Genomic DNA, 15,482 nt, shown 5'->3' with positions numbered 1-15,482 from the left:
ACTGCTGGCGCGAGCCGTTGGCTTCGGGCTCAGCTCTCAACGGCCCGAACAGGCTGGCCAACCTCAGTCGCCGAGCAGCGACGCGACAGCGTCGAGCACCGAGACGACGTCCGACGATCGAAGCTCGTCCACGAGGAAGATCTTGCTGCCGATACCGTTCAGCGACGTACCTACGACGAGCCCTCGATTGCGGTCAGCGATCCAAAATCGGTCATGGAAGTCTTCGGAGTAGGCGACCACGAGTCGTGATCCGGAGCACACGGCTGTCAGGCGGGAGCGCACTGCTTCTTCGACGTCGGGGTGGCTTGCTTGTGCGCTGGCGATCATTCGGACGACCACCGACGAGGTGAGGAGCGGCGTAATCAGCCGCGCGACGGCCTCGGCGTATTCAGCAGCGTCGTGGCGGCGGGACTTCGTGAATAGGTAGGGATCCACGATGAGCAGTTCGTATTCTGGTTTGAGCTTGGCCAGTCGCGCTTTGAGGAACTCCTCGGCGTCTCGTGGTGGTGCTTTCGGAGAGATGTCTTCCGCGGCCACCATCATTTGCATGAACGCACTCGACCCGCGATCGGCGAGGATTGACTGCACTTGTTCAAGCGTGAAGCTGAGCGGGCGGCGCGCGAAGAGCAGCCGGTACCCGAGCTCATCCGCCGCCTGCGACAGACGCAGCACGTCTTGGTGTGTTGGACTCGGCCTGAGGATGAACTGATTCTCCTCATCGGTGTACGGGCGGTCGGTCATGACCGTTCTTCCCTCGCGCGCTCCCGAAACGATTCCAGCTGCGCTCGACGAGCGTCGTCTCGGGCATCGCCGTCCCGCGTGAACACTGCGAGGCCGCCCCGGGCGCCTTCGGTCCACTTCTTGAGCTCGCTCCGGATGTCACGAAGCGCTTGAGCTGCGTCGTGGATGGACCGGACCTCAACCCAACGGCGCGTCTTGTAGACACTCCAGTCGAGAACTACGTCAGAAGTTCTCGACTCATGGCCGATGCCTTCGTACGTGAGCTGTCCCGTGTGCCGATCCGGAAGATTTGTGTCGCGGCGGTCGTTCGAGCTGTCCCACACCGTCCGCCACTCCTGGCCGGGAGCAAGGACCGGGATCACGTCAGGAAGCGCGACCGGCTCCGACTCCGCACTTCCCGGATCGGGCGATCGCTGCGGCCAAGGGTCTAGCGCGATTCTGACGTTGGTGGCGCTGGTCTGTCCATAGTTGCGGATTACCAGATCGATGAGTAGTTGGGTCGCGCCGCTGGGCTCTGTGTACATGACGACGTACGGTTGCGCCTGTTCAGTCTCGAGAGCCGCAGCTTGAGTACGCGCGGCTTTCGCCTCGAGAATCTGCCCGCGAGCGAAGAGCAGGGCAACGAGTGCCACCGCGAAGGTCGCGACTGCAGCACCGGCGCCGATCCAGTCAGTGATGCTCGGGCTCATTTCGCTCCTCCGGAGGTATCCGAGTCAAGATTTCTAGGCGGCGGGCCGGCATTTTCATGCTTCACACACTTCACCTCCGACCAGGCGTGGAGAACACGACTGAGCGCTAGATCACTCCGTGATGGCGTCGGCTCGACGTCGCGTCGCCACACGCGCAGCACCCTAGCTTGCGGTGCCTTGAACGACACATCCGGCAAAGGAGGCGATGTCATCATCCGGCTCCAGAAGGCCGTCCTCGACTTCGACCTCGTCCAGCCATCCCCGACCCTGCGTTGCCCCGTCCAAGCTCCACTCACCTGCGGCACCCGGGCAAGCTCCCTTCGGGCTCCCCCTGGGCTCGACGACACCTCCCTGTCGAGCGGCCTCCCGCGACTTGTCAAGCGACACGCCGTCCCAAGTTGACGCTGTCGAGGACGGGCGCGTACTGTAGGACGCAATTCCCACTAACCGTGGGAACCAACAACTGCATACGCCGTCGGCCCCGTCGGGGCTCGATCAAACCACAGACATGCACGACCCGCTGGCAGCAATCCCGGCGGGGATCCTGCGTGTCGGCCTCAGTACTCGCGTTTGACGCGTCAACTGAGACTGTCACCCCACGGGGATCCTTGGATGCGTCGCTTTAGGACGATGGCAAGGGTGTGGTCACTGGAAAGATCTGCAGTCGGCGACTTTTCAACGGATACCTCCTCATTCTGTGAGGGGGTATCTCAGTATTAGGAGTCGCCTCATGGAACCGCAGCCCATCGCCGTCGACCGCGCTGCAACGTTCTCCCACCTGGTCACGACTGTCACCGAGTTGTTCACGGGGGCACCCGGCACGTCCGCCGCTCATTTGAAGAGCGTGCTGACCGCTGGTGCTCCGACGTTCCCGGACGACCAGCGTCGACTCGGTTACAAGAAGTTCATCGACTTCCTTGACGCGGCCGAGCAGGAACAGCTCATCCGCATCACTCGTGTCGGCGACAATCGTCATCCGTTCGTCAGCCCGTGGGACTCCGCTGCGACGACGCCCGTTGCCCGCGAGGATCCGCCGCGAGAGCATCAGCGGGTGCGTGGGGCGGTGTGGCCCATCGTTGTCGATTGGGAACCGTCCTACGTGCGCCTCTGGGACAGCGTTGCGTCGCGGGCGTTCATGTACCCGGCTGCCGAAGACGGGTCACCCGCGTGGGTCAGTAACCCCGAGCGATTCGTCGCAGTCGAGCCGGTGACGCAGGAGATGCAGTTCGAGTGGATGCGCGAGTTCGCGCGTTCGCTGCCGGCGACGGAAACCGACCAGTTGCTGCCGACGATTGGCTTGGATGCGGCGCGTGGCGCGTTCCGAAAGGTGTTGACGGCGCTCGGGCGAGATCGTGCGTGGGCATCCGAGCTGCAGGCGCGAGTCGGCGACCACGTGCGACGCTGGGCGGTGCGCAATGAGGTCAACCCTGGAGCGGTTCTGGAGCGCCGGCGGAGTCCTGAGAGCAGAAAGGCCTCAGCTTCTGCGCCGCAGGTTGTCGGAGCTGCTCCAAGCATGGGCGGGCTACGACCTGCCGGCCAGCCGACACACGACGCGCCCGGTGGTGACATTGTGAGCGATCTTCGTGCGAGACTGCACTCCGTCATCGACCAGATGAGTGCCACTGAACTGTCCGCGATCCCGATTCCGGCGGTCTATCTCATCCAGAAGTGAGAGACCACCCGAATGGGCAAGAAGCCACACAGATCGCTCAGCGATCACGCCCGTGACTACCTCACGGCGCAGGACCTTATTGGTGTGCACGATGCGCCAGCGGCAGTCCAAGCAGCCATCCGCACCTCCGGTGCGCCGCTGTTGAACGCATTGAGCGTGGTCTCCGACATCGCCTTCATCGACGACATCATCGGGCGGCTGGAAGCCCAGGGCCTCGAGCCGGATCTCGCTGCTGCCGCAGCGGTGCACGTCGTTTCGAATCCGTCGCTGGCCCTGCAGCGCGGGGACATTCCCCTAGAGGTCCTGCAGGGAGTCATCCTGCAGCGGGAGCGCGAACGTTCTGACCTGCTCGCGGACAGTGACATCAGAATCGTGCTGCGCGCGTCACTGCTCCCTCAGGTAGAACAACGCGGCGCACCTCGGCAGCCGCCGCGCGTCGAGTCCGTCGATGTGGAGATGGACATCCTTGACATCACCAACGACGACGACTTCGGCGACGTCGGCCGTCAGTCTCTTCACTACCTGCGTGAGTACCCAATGCCGCGTCGGGCTCGCCGCGAACGCGACCCGGTGATCATCGTCGCCGGAACCGCGGACGTACCAGGAAACGTCGACGTTCCTGCCACCTGGCGTGATGATTTGGGCACCATCGGTAGTTCGTTCGCCGTCGATTTGCGCCTCGAGAGCCAAAGTACGAACGCGCCGGTTGAGGTTCCGAGGTCAGCGCACGTCGTCGTGCTCGATCCGGCCGCAGCGCAGCGCGTGCCGGACGGACTTGAGGGCCGAATGACACATCTGGATCCGCGGGAGCTGCCCTGGCAGGTGCTCCTGCGCCGCCTGATCGTGACAATCATGGGAGTCACCGACGACGTCGAACCGCCCCGCAGCCGCGTCCTGGCTGTCGGGGAGCGCGTGTTTCACCGGAAGATCCGGAACTCAAGAAAATTCGACGTGTTCGACGACGGAGCGGACGCACCGCTCTGCGTCCACGGCATCGACAGCTTTGACCCGTGGAAGAAGAGCCCCAAAGCGGCGAAGGGCATGGAACGCCGGTACCGCAACTTCGAAGCGGGCATGCTCCGGCATTGCAACAAGTTCCCGAACTGCAACGTGTACGCCGTGTTCGCCTGAATCACGCCCGGCGAACGACCGAGCCGGTAACGGACGAAGATGCTCGGAATCAGTCATCGGCTGCGCCACGGACGGTGGCTCACACGTCGATGCGGCGCCCTCGGGCGTGGAGCCCGAGCTCAACCTGTTCCACCGCTGAGCCGAACGCGATGAGCGCCGACCCAGTCTCCGGACTTCCGCCGGGTAGCCCGGCTCCTCCGTCGGTGAACTTCACCCAGCCCACAATGAAGCAGACCACGGTCGGGCGTGCTGCAGCTTTCCGGAACGGGCAGTCTCGGTGCGAGCGAAGACCAGGTCGATAGCGTCGTCACGGTCTGGGGCAAAGCCGCTGCTGACCGGGTTCAGTCCAAGGGCGGTCGATACCCCGTTCTGGGGTATCAAGCTCGAAGTGCAAGCAAGCACCCTTCTTCTACCGTGGTTCGAGCGTCAGTCTCCTGCTGTGACGACGTACTTGCTGCTGAAGGGGTGATGTTGTGGGTCTGTGGAAGTGGCTACTAGGACGTCGGGGCCGCCCTGCCAATCCGGAGCCCGTGACACCGCCGGTCCGGGTTGCGCCCGTCCTAGGCAAGATTCCAGCCTTCGCCGTCATCGACGTTGAGACGACCGGCCTTTCTCCGCGGCGGGATCGCATCCTCGAACTCGCGATCGTCCGGCTGGATGAGTCCGGCGCGGTGGTTGACGAGTGGGTATCGCGGTTTGACCCTGAAGGTCCGGTCGGCGCTACGCACATCCATGGGATCACGCAGGCGGATGTTGTCGGACAGCCACGGTTTGCAGACGCAGCACCGACCGTGATAGCAGCCCTGTCGGGTCTTGCGGTGGTGGCGCACAATGCGAAGTTCGACTTGGCGTTCCTCCGCAATGAGTTGAAGGCCGCCGGGTGGAGTGTTCCGTGGATCGCCGCGTACTGCACGTTGGACGCCAGCTACGCGTACCTGCCAGACATGGACCGTCGCCGCCTCGTGGACTGCTGTTGGTCGGTCGGAGTGCGTCTCGACGACGCCCATTCGGCGCTGGGAGACGCGCGAGCGGCAGCGGGTCTGCTCGGCGCGTATGTGACGGTGAACGGCGGTCCGGATCCGGTTCTGTTGGAAGCGTTAGCCGCTGCTCGAAGTACTGACTGGCCGGCGTCGCCGGTCCGCCCGCCGCTCCCAGCGGAGCAACGCGCTATCGGCGGGAGTGTGCGAGCTCGTCCAATCCGGATCACCCCGCCGAAGCCGTCCGCACCGCCGTTGCTGCAGCAGCTGACCGCATTGTCTCTTCTGGAGGTCGTTGAGGAGGGTGCGCCCGTTGGCACGACCTCGTACGTGGAGATGCTGTTCGACGCGCTCGAGGACGGCGACATCAGCGACGCGGAAGCGGACGCGTTGCAGGAGCTGGTCGCCGAATTCGAGCTGTCCCCGTCGGACGTGCGCGCAGCGCATGAAGCGTTTCTGCTTGCCCTGGCGCATCGAGCGGTCGATGACGGACGTGTCTCCCACGATGAACGTCGTGAGTTGAAGACGGTTGCGTCACTGCTTGGTGTTGCGGACTCGAAGGTGAAGCAGGTCCTTGACCGGGCGGACGCCGCTCGGCACACCCGTCTGGGCGCCGGCCTTGGCCCGCTGCCAGACCCGTGGCCCCACGGTGAACCGTTGCGGGTTGGGGACCGAGTGGCGTTCACCGGCTGCGACGAGACGCAGCGTCTCCGCCTCGAACAACGAGCCGAGGAACTCGGTGTCCGGGTGATCAGTTCCGTTTCCCGCCTCACGGTGATACTCGTGACTGACGGGTCGTTCTCCGGCGGCAAATTCGCGAAAGCACGGGAGTTAGGTACCCGCCACGTACATCCGGACATCTTCGAGGTGCTCCTGCAGCATCTGCAGCCGGCAGGCGGGCAGCCCGTGCTCGCAACCCCGCTGCCCACGAAGGTATTGACCGCCGTGACGCCAACTACTCCGGCGGCAGCGTCACCATCGTCCATCCGCGCCTGGGCGGCTGCTTCCGGGTACGAAGTAGGCGTTCGGGGACGCCTTCCGAAGCATGTGACCGACGCCTATGCCGCGGCGCACACCGTCTGAAGGCCGCTCTGCTCATTGTGTTGCATACTGCGGTAGCTCCGACTCCTCAGCCGAGAGGCCTCCACTTAGCCCGACGACCCTGTCGACTCGTCCGGAGAGATCAGTTCAAGTTGGTCGACGGTGACCATCAACGAGGTGAGCAGCATCACTGCGACAACGCAGTTGCGTTCGGCGACCTGTTCCGGGCCGAATCGATGCGAGACGACGTGTCGTGTCAGATGGGTCGGCCGTGGCCGGCGGGATTTAGGGTTCCAATCGTCGTAGAACAGCACCAACGGGCCCCGTGTCGCTCGTTCCATCACTTCTGCAAGGGTGACGCTCTCCTGTAACGCGTGGTGCTTCTTCACCTGCTGACGGGCTGAAACCCACTCAAGTCGTTCGACGATGGAGTGCGTGATTGCTACTGCGGAGATCGCTGCAACCTTCCACAGTCCGTACCGGCTCGCGGATAGGAGCTCCCGCACAGTCGACATGAACGGCATCAATGACGGGTCGCTGACGTCGTCGAGGGCGATCTCGCAGTCGTGAAGGATCTCAGCACGGTGCTTCACGAGCAGCAGCGACCGTGCTGTTGCGTCAGGGGCGCCCAGCAGCGTCTCGAGCAGTTCCCAACGCGGCACCCATGCAACAGGTATGCCTTCGTCGTTGACCATAGAGACCAAATCCGGCAGATACTGCTCATACGCGGTTGGCCAGTTGCGGGGAACGCGAATCCGACGTTCAAACGCGTCCCAATCAAACCCGCGCAGAACGTCGAACATCCCCGTCGGCACCGTGATCGTCGGCATCGTGAACTTCGGCACGGTGATCTTCGGCGACCAGGCGGAGAGCACCCGGGCGGGTTCCAACGCTGCCGATGCGTGGCGGATGAGGTCCGAAGTCGTCAATGCCGGCATGACTGGCTTGTATGCGAGGTTGACCTGCTGCAATGCGGGCGCAATGGTTGCCATCAGCGACGCACGGAGCTCCGCCTGCTGAGCGGCGACGGAGGCCGCCAACGTCTGCAACGCAGCGTTTGAGCCGAGGTTGAACCGGAACCCGTCAGGGCGCATCGGGCGCACCTCCTCTTCCTCCAGCAGGCCGGACAAGGCCATAGGAACACACGCCACCGACACCTGCCCGGTGAACGACCGCTCTCTGAGCGCCAAGAAAAAGAAGCCGACGTCATGCTCACGATCGGTCTGCGCTCCGGTACTCTGATTTCACCGAGCCCCTCGGTGAAGGGGCTACCGCCGCCGGTTCCGAGATGGAGCCGCGGCAGCCGGCGGAGCGATTCCGTCGTGACTTCATCATGTGGGCGCGATGCCCTCAGCAGCACGCCGAAGAAGAGCCCAGGTGGCTTGACGACGGTACCGAGGAGCCCCAGGTGGGCTGAAGCGGATGGTCAAGGCGTTTCAGTTCTCTTCTCGGTCGGCTCCTGCGAACCGGCCAGGACGAGGACAGTCATGAGACGTCGGGGCCGGCAGTTCTGGATGAGATCTACACGCTGACCTAATCGTCATCGACACGCAGGGGTTGATGCGCGAGTGTGGAGGCGTCCATGGAACGAGATCCTGCGAGCTTCAGACCCCCTGCCCGACCAAATCACCCGTCCGCTTGCCCAAGTGTTGGTCAGCGAAACGCTTCGAGAGCAAGGAGTGCCAGGTGGGGCGTCGCACTTCGTGCTCAGCCCAGAAGCAGTAAGACAACGCCCCTGCGCCGGCGGAGCGGCACATCACCACATTGGTAGCCCCGCTCTGAAGCGAGGAGCGGGCAGGCGGCGCGAGATCAAACCCAGGCGCCTATCCGCCGTCCGGCGTGACTCCTACCGACTCATGCGTCAAGCTTCGTGCATTCGTGGAGCAGTCTGCGCGGCCAGGGACCAAAGGTGCAGGAGCGCTCTGCATGCGTCGACGGCTGGAGACCTCGCGGCCGACGACGCCTGTTCGGGGAGGGCAGTCTCAAGTGCCCGGGCTCCAGCCCCCGCGTTGCCGCGCACCACTCAGTGGTTCGAGCCTGCCTCACGTTGGTCTACCGTCGAGCCATGGTCTTTGAGGACACTGATGGTCGGGCAGAAGCCGCTTGGTCGCGACGCCACTCCATGGGTGTCGCGAACGGTGAGGAGCAGCCCGGCCCTTCGGGCTACCGCGTCGTGACCGTCGATACGCCATCCAGTTCCGAGCTTCGCGACATCGTCAGTTACCGCAGAGACCTGGAGATGACGAAGGTCTACGCGGACGCCTTCGCCACACAGATTCAAGGCCCGCGAATGGAGTCATCGCGAGACCCAAGGCTCGGCCTATGGAGCGCCGCGTTGACAAGCTACGGCCGTGCGTTCAACAACGGAACCCGTCACGCTGCCCGGGTTCCGTTGGACGAACTCGACGAGTCGGAGAGCACATTCCACCAATTCTGCTTGGACCTCCGCAACAAGCATGTGGCGCATGCGGTCAACGGCCTTGAGGACACAGCCGTCATCGCATATCTGACCGACTCGAGCTTCACCCAACGCGCGGTTACGCGAACCGGTCAGGTGCATTTCGAACAGCTACTGTCCCCGGAGGAGGCCCCCGCACAGTTGAGCAGCCTCTGCACGAAGCTGATCGGGGTGCTGAACAAGCGGATTCGGCGTCTCCACTACGAGGTGGCGAAGGAATTGGCGGCTATGGACATCAGCGAGGTGTACGCCCTCCCAACGTTCGCCAGTCCGAAAGACACGCCCCTGACGACGTCGCGGCGTCGACGGTGAACTCGCTGCCGCCGACCAAGCTGTCGTGCACGAGCTGCCGTCCAAGGAGTAAGCAGAACTCTCCGCAACATGCATCGCGCGTTTGCAGCTCAGTGGAGCCGGACACTCCGCCGTCGGTCGACTCGTCGCAGCTCACGTCCCGATACAACTTGCGGCGAGCGAACCGCCACGTTGGGTTGTTCGCTAGCCGACTGCGACGAGACGTTCATTCATGAGGAACTCGTTGTACTGAATAAGACCCGAGCGAGCTGTTGCGGGATGTTCGGTGAATAGCGTCTCGTCAGACTCTGTCATGCGTCGTTCTGCTCCTCGATTTGACATGTGTTCTTGCGATCGAAGGCTGCTTGCTAGTTTTTGCGCTGAGGTCGAACGCAGTGGGCGCTAGCGAGTGTTGCCGCGTCGTGGTGCGGGACGTTGGCCGTTACCCGTTGCGCCTTTCGTTCCTTTGGCTGGTGACGGCACCTGTTGCAGGCGCGCCGCTCGTGTGGCGCGGCGAGGAACGCGCCGTTCACCTGTTGACCCGCCTGTCCGCCCGCGGCGACAAGAATGAGTTCCGCGGTCGCTCCCCACATTGCGGTCCATGCGTCCGTGTGGTCGGCGTTGGCCGATCCGTGGTGCGGTGCTGTGGCTAGGGCTACACGCTCGATCGGGAGGTGGAGTCGGCTCTCGGCCGTCCATTCGCCGGACGAGTCGCTCCACACCATTACCTTATTCGAACCGACGCACCAGCATGTCCAGAGGAGACTTGTGAGGGCTCGACGGTTCTGGATTGTCAGCGTATAGAGCATGGCCAGGTGTTGCACAGTCGCCGGCGTTGTCAACGATTTCGGCTCGACTTCGCGCCCGTTTGGGATCGTGATGAGACCAGCAGATCCTTCTGAGCGCCATGGCTGCGGTTCGGGGTTGCGCATGGCGTGTTCTATCGAGAACAGCTTCACGGTCGTCGGCGACTGGTGCGCTTCTTGGACGATCTGCAGGATCTTCCTCACGCTGTCGACCGCTCGTTTTGCGACCGCTTCCCTCGTGCCGATGCCTTCGAACTTCTTTGTTCGCGGGGCGAGAAGCGCCGCGACCTGCTCTTCGAGCTCCTTCGATTCGTTCAACGCGGTCACGCGTTCGTAGGCGGTGTTCCAGTCGATGGTGTCAAGAACAGATTCGCTTCGAACGTTTCCGCCGTCGTCGTCGCGTTGCGTGGCGACCATCGTCCAGTTGTCGAGCCCGAGCTCCTCAATCACAGTCTCGGACGTGACGCGTTGCCGCCGCGTGGTGGCGACCATTCGGGCTGGTGTTGCTGCCGCAATCGCGAGGCCTGCCCACTCGTACGGAAGCCAGATTTGCTCCGGCCAGTGCTGCTGACGGTCCGCTTCCGCCGCGAACCCGCTCCAACCGCCGATGTGGTCGTCGTCGTCGTGCGTCAGCAGCAGGATCTGTGGGTGCTGCGCTGCAACGTGTTCACCGGTAACCGCACCCGCGCCAAGGTCGATCGCGGCAACAGTTCCGTCCACGCTCCAAAGAATTGCTTCCCCTGGCCACTTCCCTCCTTCGGCTAGGGCAATGAACTCTGCGCCAGGAATGTTCATACGGGTACCGTCCTTCCATCATGCTCCCCCACAGGGGCTCGCTCGTCAGTCAAACGGAGTGCTTGCGCGCAGCCTAATGATCGCATCGGCTGGCGCCATTTCAGTACAGGTAAAGGTAGGCCTTCATCACAGCGTTCCCCTTGAAGGGTGCGGAATCCGTGTCGATTCCCCGGGTGGCGTGTTGATCCAGGTCAACCGTTCGGAATTGTGGAGTGCCCACGGAGACCGTGCTTGCCTCGATTCGTCAGACTGACAGCACGCGAGGCGCCCAGCTGCGCTTCTGCCTTCCTCACGTCGACGGGCCGGCGGCCGCGTGAGAGCAGCAGTCGGGCGACTCAGCGCCGCTGGTGCGGCGTAGTGCGAAAGTTTGAGTCGCCTCTGGTTCGAACGCAGTAGATCCGTGGACAGCGCGTCAGCGGACGCTGCCATCGGTGGGGATCAGGACACCGAGTTTGGTGTCGACACTGTGGAGATAGTGGAGCCGGTCGAACTCGTGGAGTAGGTCGGCGAAGGACTGCAGTCCCTCGTGTTCGGCGCCGCAGGCCACAGCGAACCAGCATGCAGGGTCGCAGGTCGGCAATTTGACGGCCTGGCACAACCTCCGATCGTCGTCCTCGTACTTGATGATCGTGAAGTCCGGCGCCGCCGTCAGTGATTCGCCCGTGCAGACACGGCGTGCACTGACGAGGATAGTAGTCGGTCGTACTGCGACAGTGGGAAGGAAGTGCGCCGTCGAGTGGTCCGTTCGAGCGCAGAAGAAGGCCGCCCACCGTTCGCCGTCGCGGACGGTGACGACGGTCCCGTGAGGGAGGGAAGAGAGGCTCTCCGCTGGAAGTGGGCGGTGTCGCTGGGTGCTCATGCACTGCCCTATGCGGCGAAACGATCATCGGCGGCCAGCCTTGAGCTGCTCACTCGCCCATTCCTTCTCCTTGTCGCCAAGAGCGTCCAGGAAAGCCGGCTTGAGGCAGTACGTCCAGATCCCGTCACCCGGGTGCGCGTACCAGTCAGGGCAGGACACGGCGCCGACGAAGCGGAGCGCAACGACCCGGACGTCGTCGATGAGGATCCCAGTCAGCTGCCGGGCGGCAAGCCTGAAGACCCGTTCCGCGGCTGCTCGCGCGATCGCCTCAGTGGCGCCAGTGAAGAGATCTGCAGCAAGTTGCCGTGCAGCGACCGTCGCGAGGTCGTCGAGCGCCGTGCCGAGCGTGTCGTACGCCTCGAGCACAGCGACGCTAAGCACGCAGATCAGATGACCTGCGACGTGGGCACGGATGCGGTGCCGGTCATCTTCCGTGAGACCTGCACTGGCTGCAAGCGCATCCACAAAGATGCGGTTCGCCGGTGCGACGCTGTCAGCAAACGCCAGCACCAATCTGTCTGTTTCGTCATCGGACCACACCGTTTCAACGGTCCAGAGCGCGAGTTTCGCGGCGAGGTAGTCTGTGGTCTCGGCGGTCCTCTCGCCTTCTCTTCTCTGCAACGTGTCGAACGCAGCGCCAATGACTGCAGGCTGGTGCACAATCACGTTCTGCCGGCCGTCGAAGAGTGGCGCGAAACGATGGCTGCCGCGCCACCCATGTAACTTCTTGTCGCAACCATTGCAGTCACAATGCTCCACGATCGAATTCGCGCACAATTGAGTATGCATGTTCTGTCCTTTGTGGTCGTTGTCTCGTCTACGTCTGCTTGCTGACGACTTTCCGGGATGACGGACGCAGGTTCCGCGCCGCCTCAGCGCTCCCGGTCCGCTCTGGCGGTGCGTCGACGAGCGCTCTGGCCGCGAACTGCTCCGGCGGTCATTTGCCACAACTCGACGAGCGGTCCGAAGTAGTATTCGCGACCGGGAGTGCCAGCGACCCGTCGCGCGTCGTTGCGTCGCCGCATCCGCTCGTGAAGCAACCCAGTCATCCCCAGGAAGATCAGTGCGACGAAGAGGAATAGGCCAGCAGTGATCTGCTGCGACGCCGCGTCCTGCGCGGTGTGCTCGTGGCCCGCCGCGATGAACGCGCCGATGGCGACCGCGACAAAAAGCACGGAGTATGCCGGCATCAGCACTCGGGCGAAGTCGAAGCCGACGGGAGTGGGGTTCTGCTTTGCATAGGACGCAGCGTTCTCGCGGACGATTCTGCTGAGTTCGCTTCGGAGCTCATCTTCGTCGGACGGTGTCATGAGACGGGTTCCGACCGCGTGGCCGTTTGGAAGCGACCGGAGGCCGTCAAGGAGCGAGGACGCTCCCTGCGCCCGTTCGACGTGGCGACGCATGCCCGATACCCGCACCGTTGTGACCGTGCTTGCGATACCGCCGACTGTTCCGAGGATTCCGAACGTGCCGGTGACAACAGTGAAGGCATCGGTCATGCGCTGCTCCTGTGCGGTGGGGCGGCACGGGCCGCCAGTGGTGGGCGGGTGTTCGTGCAGCACAGCGATCCGTACCGGCTCGCGTGGTGCTCCAGTTGCCGCATGTGCTCGATCGACTGCGCATGCGGGCTTCTTCTGCTGTCCGCGCATAGGGTCAGCGCCGACGCCAGATGCGGATGTCGGTGGGATGTGTTGCGATGAACGCGACACCGAGAGGAGGAACGTCATGACCACGCCGCTGCTTCGGGTTCGACACACGAGTGCTCCCACCCCTGATGGTTGCCGCTGGTGCGGTGTTCCCCGCTCATCGCACGCTCATTCATATGCCAGATCCGTGCGGGGCCACTACTGGGAGTCTCCAACCTCGGCGCAGCGTCTTGCTCGGATGCGGGCCCGCCGGCTCAGTTCGCGCGCGTGAGCATCTCCTCGAATGCGGCGACGAGCTGATCGGGTACTTCGCTGGGCTCCCGGAGGCTCAGCGCGAGATCACGGAGCGCCTCTGGCTTCCCGGATGGTGCAGAAGAGGATCCGAATTTCAGCATTGCGAGAACGTCGCTGCTGAACTTCTTGCCCCGATGTGCAGCGAAGTCTTCAGCACCCCACACGTCGGAAGGTTCCTGTTCGCCGTCACGGGGCCAAAGTACGTTTGCCGCGGCCGCCCACTGCTCGTTGGAGAAGACGTCCTCGATCTCGTTTTTGTCGCCGATGTAGTGGCTGTGCTTTGCCGGATCGAGTCCTTCTTTCTTCAGCTTCTCGTCACTGAAGACGTGTTTTGCGTTCGTCCGCGAGTCGGCGTCGACGACGAACATCACGTTTCGGTTGTGGCGGACGAGGAACTTGGCGAACTTGACGGCGCCTTCGTTGTTGTCGCAGGGCCATATGGCGATACCGCACGATTCAAGGTGCCGTCCCATCGCGAGACGGAAGAGAACCGGTAGCGCACGAGCTTCCGAATCCCCCTCGACGCCAACGAACAGTCGTTCATGGAGCAGGACTGTGTTGCGGAGACCGACGCTCGCGGCGATCGCCCCGAGGTGGTCGCCTACGCCCGCGTCCTCGGTGAGGCGTTCGACCACGGTCCGGTGTCCGACGTGCTTGATGTGCGCGACGTCGGAGATGTCGGTGCCGTCGATGAGGTTCATCGAGTGGGAGGCGATGATGACGGTGACGTTCGGGTTTTTTGTCTGCTCGTGGATGAGTCGCATCAGCTCACGCTGATGCCCGTAGTCGAGGTGCGTGTCGGGCTCGTCGTAGAGCAGGACGATGTCCTCGGTGGCGTCGGCGAGCAGCGTTGCGTTGTACTCCCAGACCGCCAGGGCGATACGTCGTGCGCGGCCGGCACCTGAGAGCCGCAGGTCGATCGCTTCCCCGCGGGAGTTCTGCACTGTGATCTGGGTGGCCTTCAACCCGTTGCCGTTGCCGAGGTTCACGAGCGGCCGAATTGTCACCTCTCCAACATCGGTGACCTTGTCGGTGATGTGTTCACGGATCGCTTGCGCATCCGCGACGAGCTTCTGCTCGAGGCTCTCCTCGATGGCGCGAAGGTTCCCGCTGAACTCGTCCGACTCGAGGTGCGCCCTGAACTTGGTCTGGAGCGTCGATTGGATTGCCGCTTCTGCGTCGACGGCGCTACTCGCATCGAACCGCTTCACCGTCGGGAGTGCCCGATCGACGCTGGTAGGCGCACCAACCCAGAGTTTCTCTTTCGGCGCCGCACTGGCAGCGTCATTGAGGCGCTCGATGAGTTCCGGCTTCAACCCGGTTTGCGGCAGGTCGAGCGTAGCCAGACGGTCCCGCAGCGCCGGTACCGTCAGGCTTTCGTAGTCTCGCAGTCGAGCGTCAACTGGCGCCATCGTCAGCTGTTCGAGTTTTGCGGAATCACCTTCGAACGAGATGCGACGAAGTCGCAGTGTCGCCGCCCCGAAAGTGTCGGCCTCATCGTCAGACAAGGAGAACGTGGCGTCGACGAAGGTCTCCGCGACCCGGTCCGCCGCGTCACTGGTCTCACCTTCCTCGGCATCTACGGCGGCAGCGTCGGCGTTCAAGTAGGTCCGGTCCGAGTCGGTGAGCTTGTAGGCGCCGAGGAGGTACAGGATCGCGTCGATGATGGTCGACTTCCCTGCATCGTTGTGCCCGGCAAGGACGAGCGGGGATCCGATACGGAGATCGGTGAGGTGCTCGATGGACCGGAATCCGGCGATCGATACGTTCTGAAGCTTCATCTCTCCCTGAGATTCGTGATGAGGGGATGCACGTAACACCGTCCGTTGACACACCCCGGAGCGGAAGGATCCACTGGTGGCAGCGTCGGCGAGGATGGCGGCGTCGAACTTGGGTGTTCAACCTACTACGGAATGAAGCGGCGGTAGTGGTAGCTCGGCACGGCGTGCCGAGCCGTCGAGGGAACGGCTCAGCGACGCCCTTGAATTGGGCGACTTCTGTAGTCGCTTCCGCATGGTGCGCAGTTGGCCGGCGAACGCTCGATCACAAGGCCATGACGATGCCAGCCTGCCATCGACGCGC

General features: G+C 63.4%; 12 protein-coding genes. 4 read left to right on the top strand and 8 right to left on the bottom strand.

Features of this window, described 5'->3' with window-relative positions; genetic code table 11:
- Nucleotides 1-63: 63 nt before the first annotated feature.
- Nucleotides 64-741 (bottom strand): hypothetical protein, encoded by a 678-nt coding sequence (locus tag QOL15_RS01210; protein WP_071246281.1) that lies wholly within the window; start codon nt 739-741, stop codon nt 64-66.
- Complete coding sequence (locus QOL15_RS01205) at nt 738-1,430, bottom strand: hypothetical protein (RefSeq protein WP_071246283.1); 693 nt, start codon at nt 1,428-1,430, stop codon at nt 738-740. The genes QOL15_RS01210 and QOL15_RS01205 overlap by 4 nt, the downstream gene beginning before the upstream one ends.
- A 730-nt stretch (nt 1,431-2,160) precedes the next feature.
- Here QOL15_RS01205 and QOL15_RS01200 point away from each other — a divergent pair.
- The 3 genes from QOL15_RS01200 to QOL15_RS01190 all read left to right on the top strand — a co-directional run bounded on the left by QOL15_RS01200 (nt 2,161) and on the right by QOL15_RS01190 (nt 6,293).
- A complete protein-coding gene (locus tag QOL15_RS01200; protein WP_071246285.1) occupies nt 2,161-3,102 on the top strand; it encodes a hypothetical protein in 942 nt (313 codons plus the stop codon).
- Nucleotides 3,103-3,114: 12 nt separating this feature from the next.
- Nucleotides 3,115-4,233, top strand: coding sequence for a hypothetical protein (locus QOL15_RS01195; RefSeq protein WP_139197374.1), 1,119 nt, complete (start codon nt 3,115-3,117; stop codon nt 4,231-4,233).
- A gap of 530 nt (nt 4,234-4,763) precedes the next feature.
- The gene (locus tag QOL15_RS01190; protein ID WP_139197375.1) at nt 4,764-6,293 is read left to right on the top strand and encodes a histone-like nucleoid-structuring protein Lsr2; all 1,530 of its coding nucleotides are present in this window, start codon (nt 4,764-4,766) and stop codon (nt 6,291-6,293) included.
- Nucleotides 6,294-6,358: 65 nt separating this feature from the next.
- On the opposite strand, the gene QOL15_RS01185 is transcribed toward QOL15_RS01190, so the two are convergent.
- On the bottom strand, nt 6,359-7,381 hold the full coding sequence (locus QOL15_RS01185; RefSeq protein ID WP_139197376.1) for a hypothetical protein: 1,023 nt from the start codon (nt 7,379-7,381) through the stop codon (nt 6,359-6,361).
- 935 nt (nt 7,382-8,316) lie between these two features.
- Between QOL15_RS01185 and QOL15_RS01180 the strand changes: the two genes are divergently transcribed.
- A complete protein-coding gene (locus tag QOL15_RS01180; RefSeq protein ID WP_139197377.1) occupies nt 8,317-9,021 on the top strand; it encodes a hypothetical protein in 705 nt (234 codons plus the stop codon).
- A 347-nt stretch (nt 9,022-9,368) separates the two neighbouring features.
- On the opposite strand, the gene QOL15_RS01175 is transcribed toward QOL15_RS01180, so the two are convergent.
- The 5 genes from QOL15_RS01175 to QOL15_RS01155 form a co-directional block, all read right to left on the bottom strand.
- Nucleotides 9,369-10,526 carry a hypothetical protein gene (locus QOL15_RS01175; protein ID WP_071246295.1) on the bottom strand — a complete coding sequence of 386 codons (1,158 nt, stop codon included), beginning with the start codon at nt 10,524-10,526 and terminating at the stop codon, nt 9,369-9,371.
- A gap of 487 nt (nt 10,527-11,013) precedes the next feature.
- Nucleotides 11,014-11,460 (bottom strand): hypothetical protein, encoded by a 447-nt coding sequence (locus QOL15_RS01170; protein WP_071246297.1) that lies wholly within the window; start codon nt 11,458-11,460, stop codon nt 11,014-11,016.
- 24 nt (nt 11,461-11,484) lie between these two features.
- Complete coding sequence (locus tag QOL15_RS01165) at nt 11,485-12,249, bottom strand: hypothetical protein (RefSeq protein WP_139197379.1); 765 nt, start codon at nt 12,247-12,249, stop codon at nt 11,485-11,487.
- 83 nt (nt 12,250-12,332) lie between these two features.
- Nucleotides 12,333-12,959, bottom strand: a complete 627-nt coding sequence (locus QOL15_RS01160) for a hypothetical protein (protein WP_139197380.1) — start codon at nt 12,957-12,959, stop codon at nt 12,333-12,335.
- 401 nt (nt 12,960-13,360) lie between these two features.
- Nucleotides 13,361-15,181, bottom strand: a complete 1,821-nt coding sequence (locus QOL15_RS01155) for an ATP-dependent endonuclease (protein ID WP_071246302.1) — start codon at nt 15,179-15,181, stop codon at nt 13,361-13,363.
- Nucleotides 15,182-15,482: the final 301 nt, after the last annotated feature.

Origin of the sequence: Curtobacterium sp. MCBA15_012 (assembly GCF_001864935.2) — a bacterium.
Taxonomy (GTDB): Bacteria; Actinomycetota; Actinomycetes; order Actinomycetales; family Microbacteriaceae; genus Curtobacterium.
The sequence above is the reverse complement of the archived record's forward strand: the minus strand, read 5'-3'. Positions and strand labels throughout refer to the sequence as shown.

Excerpts from the sequence above, each read along its gene's own strand:
- QOL15_RS01210 (WP_071246281.1), bottom strand. The coding sequence starts at position 741 with ATGACCGACCGCCCGTACACCGATGAGGAGAATCAGTTCATCCTCAGG.
- QOL15_RS01205 (WP_071246283.1), bottom strand. The coding sequence starts at position 1,430 with ATGAGCCCGAGCATCACTGACTGGATCGGCGCCGGTGCTGCAGTCGCG.
- QOL15_RS01200 (WP_071246285.1), top strand. The coding sequence starts at position 2,161 with ATGGAACCGCAGCCCATCGCCGTCGACCGCGCTGCAACGTTCTCCCAC.
- QOL15_RS01195 (WP_139197374.1), top strand. The coding sequence starts at position 3,115 with ATGGGCAAGAAGCCACACAGATCGCTCAGCGATCACGCCCGTGACTAC.
- QOL15_RS01180 (WP_139197377.1), top strand. The coding sequence starts at position 8,317 with ATGGTCTTTGAGGACACTGATGGTCGGGCAGAAGCCGCTTGGTCGCGA.
- QOL15_RS01170 (WP_071246297.1), bottom strand. The coding sequence starts at position 11,460 with ATGAGCACCCAGCGACACCGCCCACTTCCAGCGGAGAGCCTCTCTTCC.
- QOL15_RS01165 (WP_139197379.1), bottom strand. The coding sequence starts at position 12,249 with ATGCATACTCAATTGTGCGCGAATTCGATCGTGGAGCATTGTGACTGC.
- QOL15_RS01160 (WP_139197380.1), bottom strand. The coding sequence starts at position 12,959 with ATGACCGATGCCTTCACTGTTGTCACCGGCACGTTCGGAATCCTCGGA.
- QOL15_RS01155 (WP_071246302.1), bottom strand. The coding sequence starts at position 15,181 with ATGAAGCTTCAGAACGTATCGATCGCCGGATTCCGGTCCATCGAGCAC.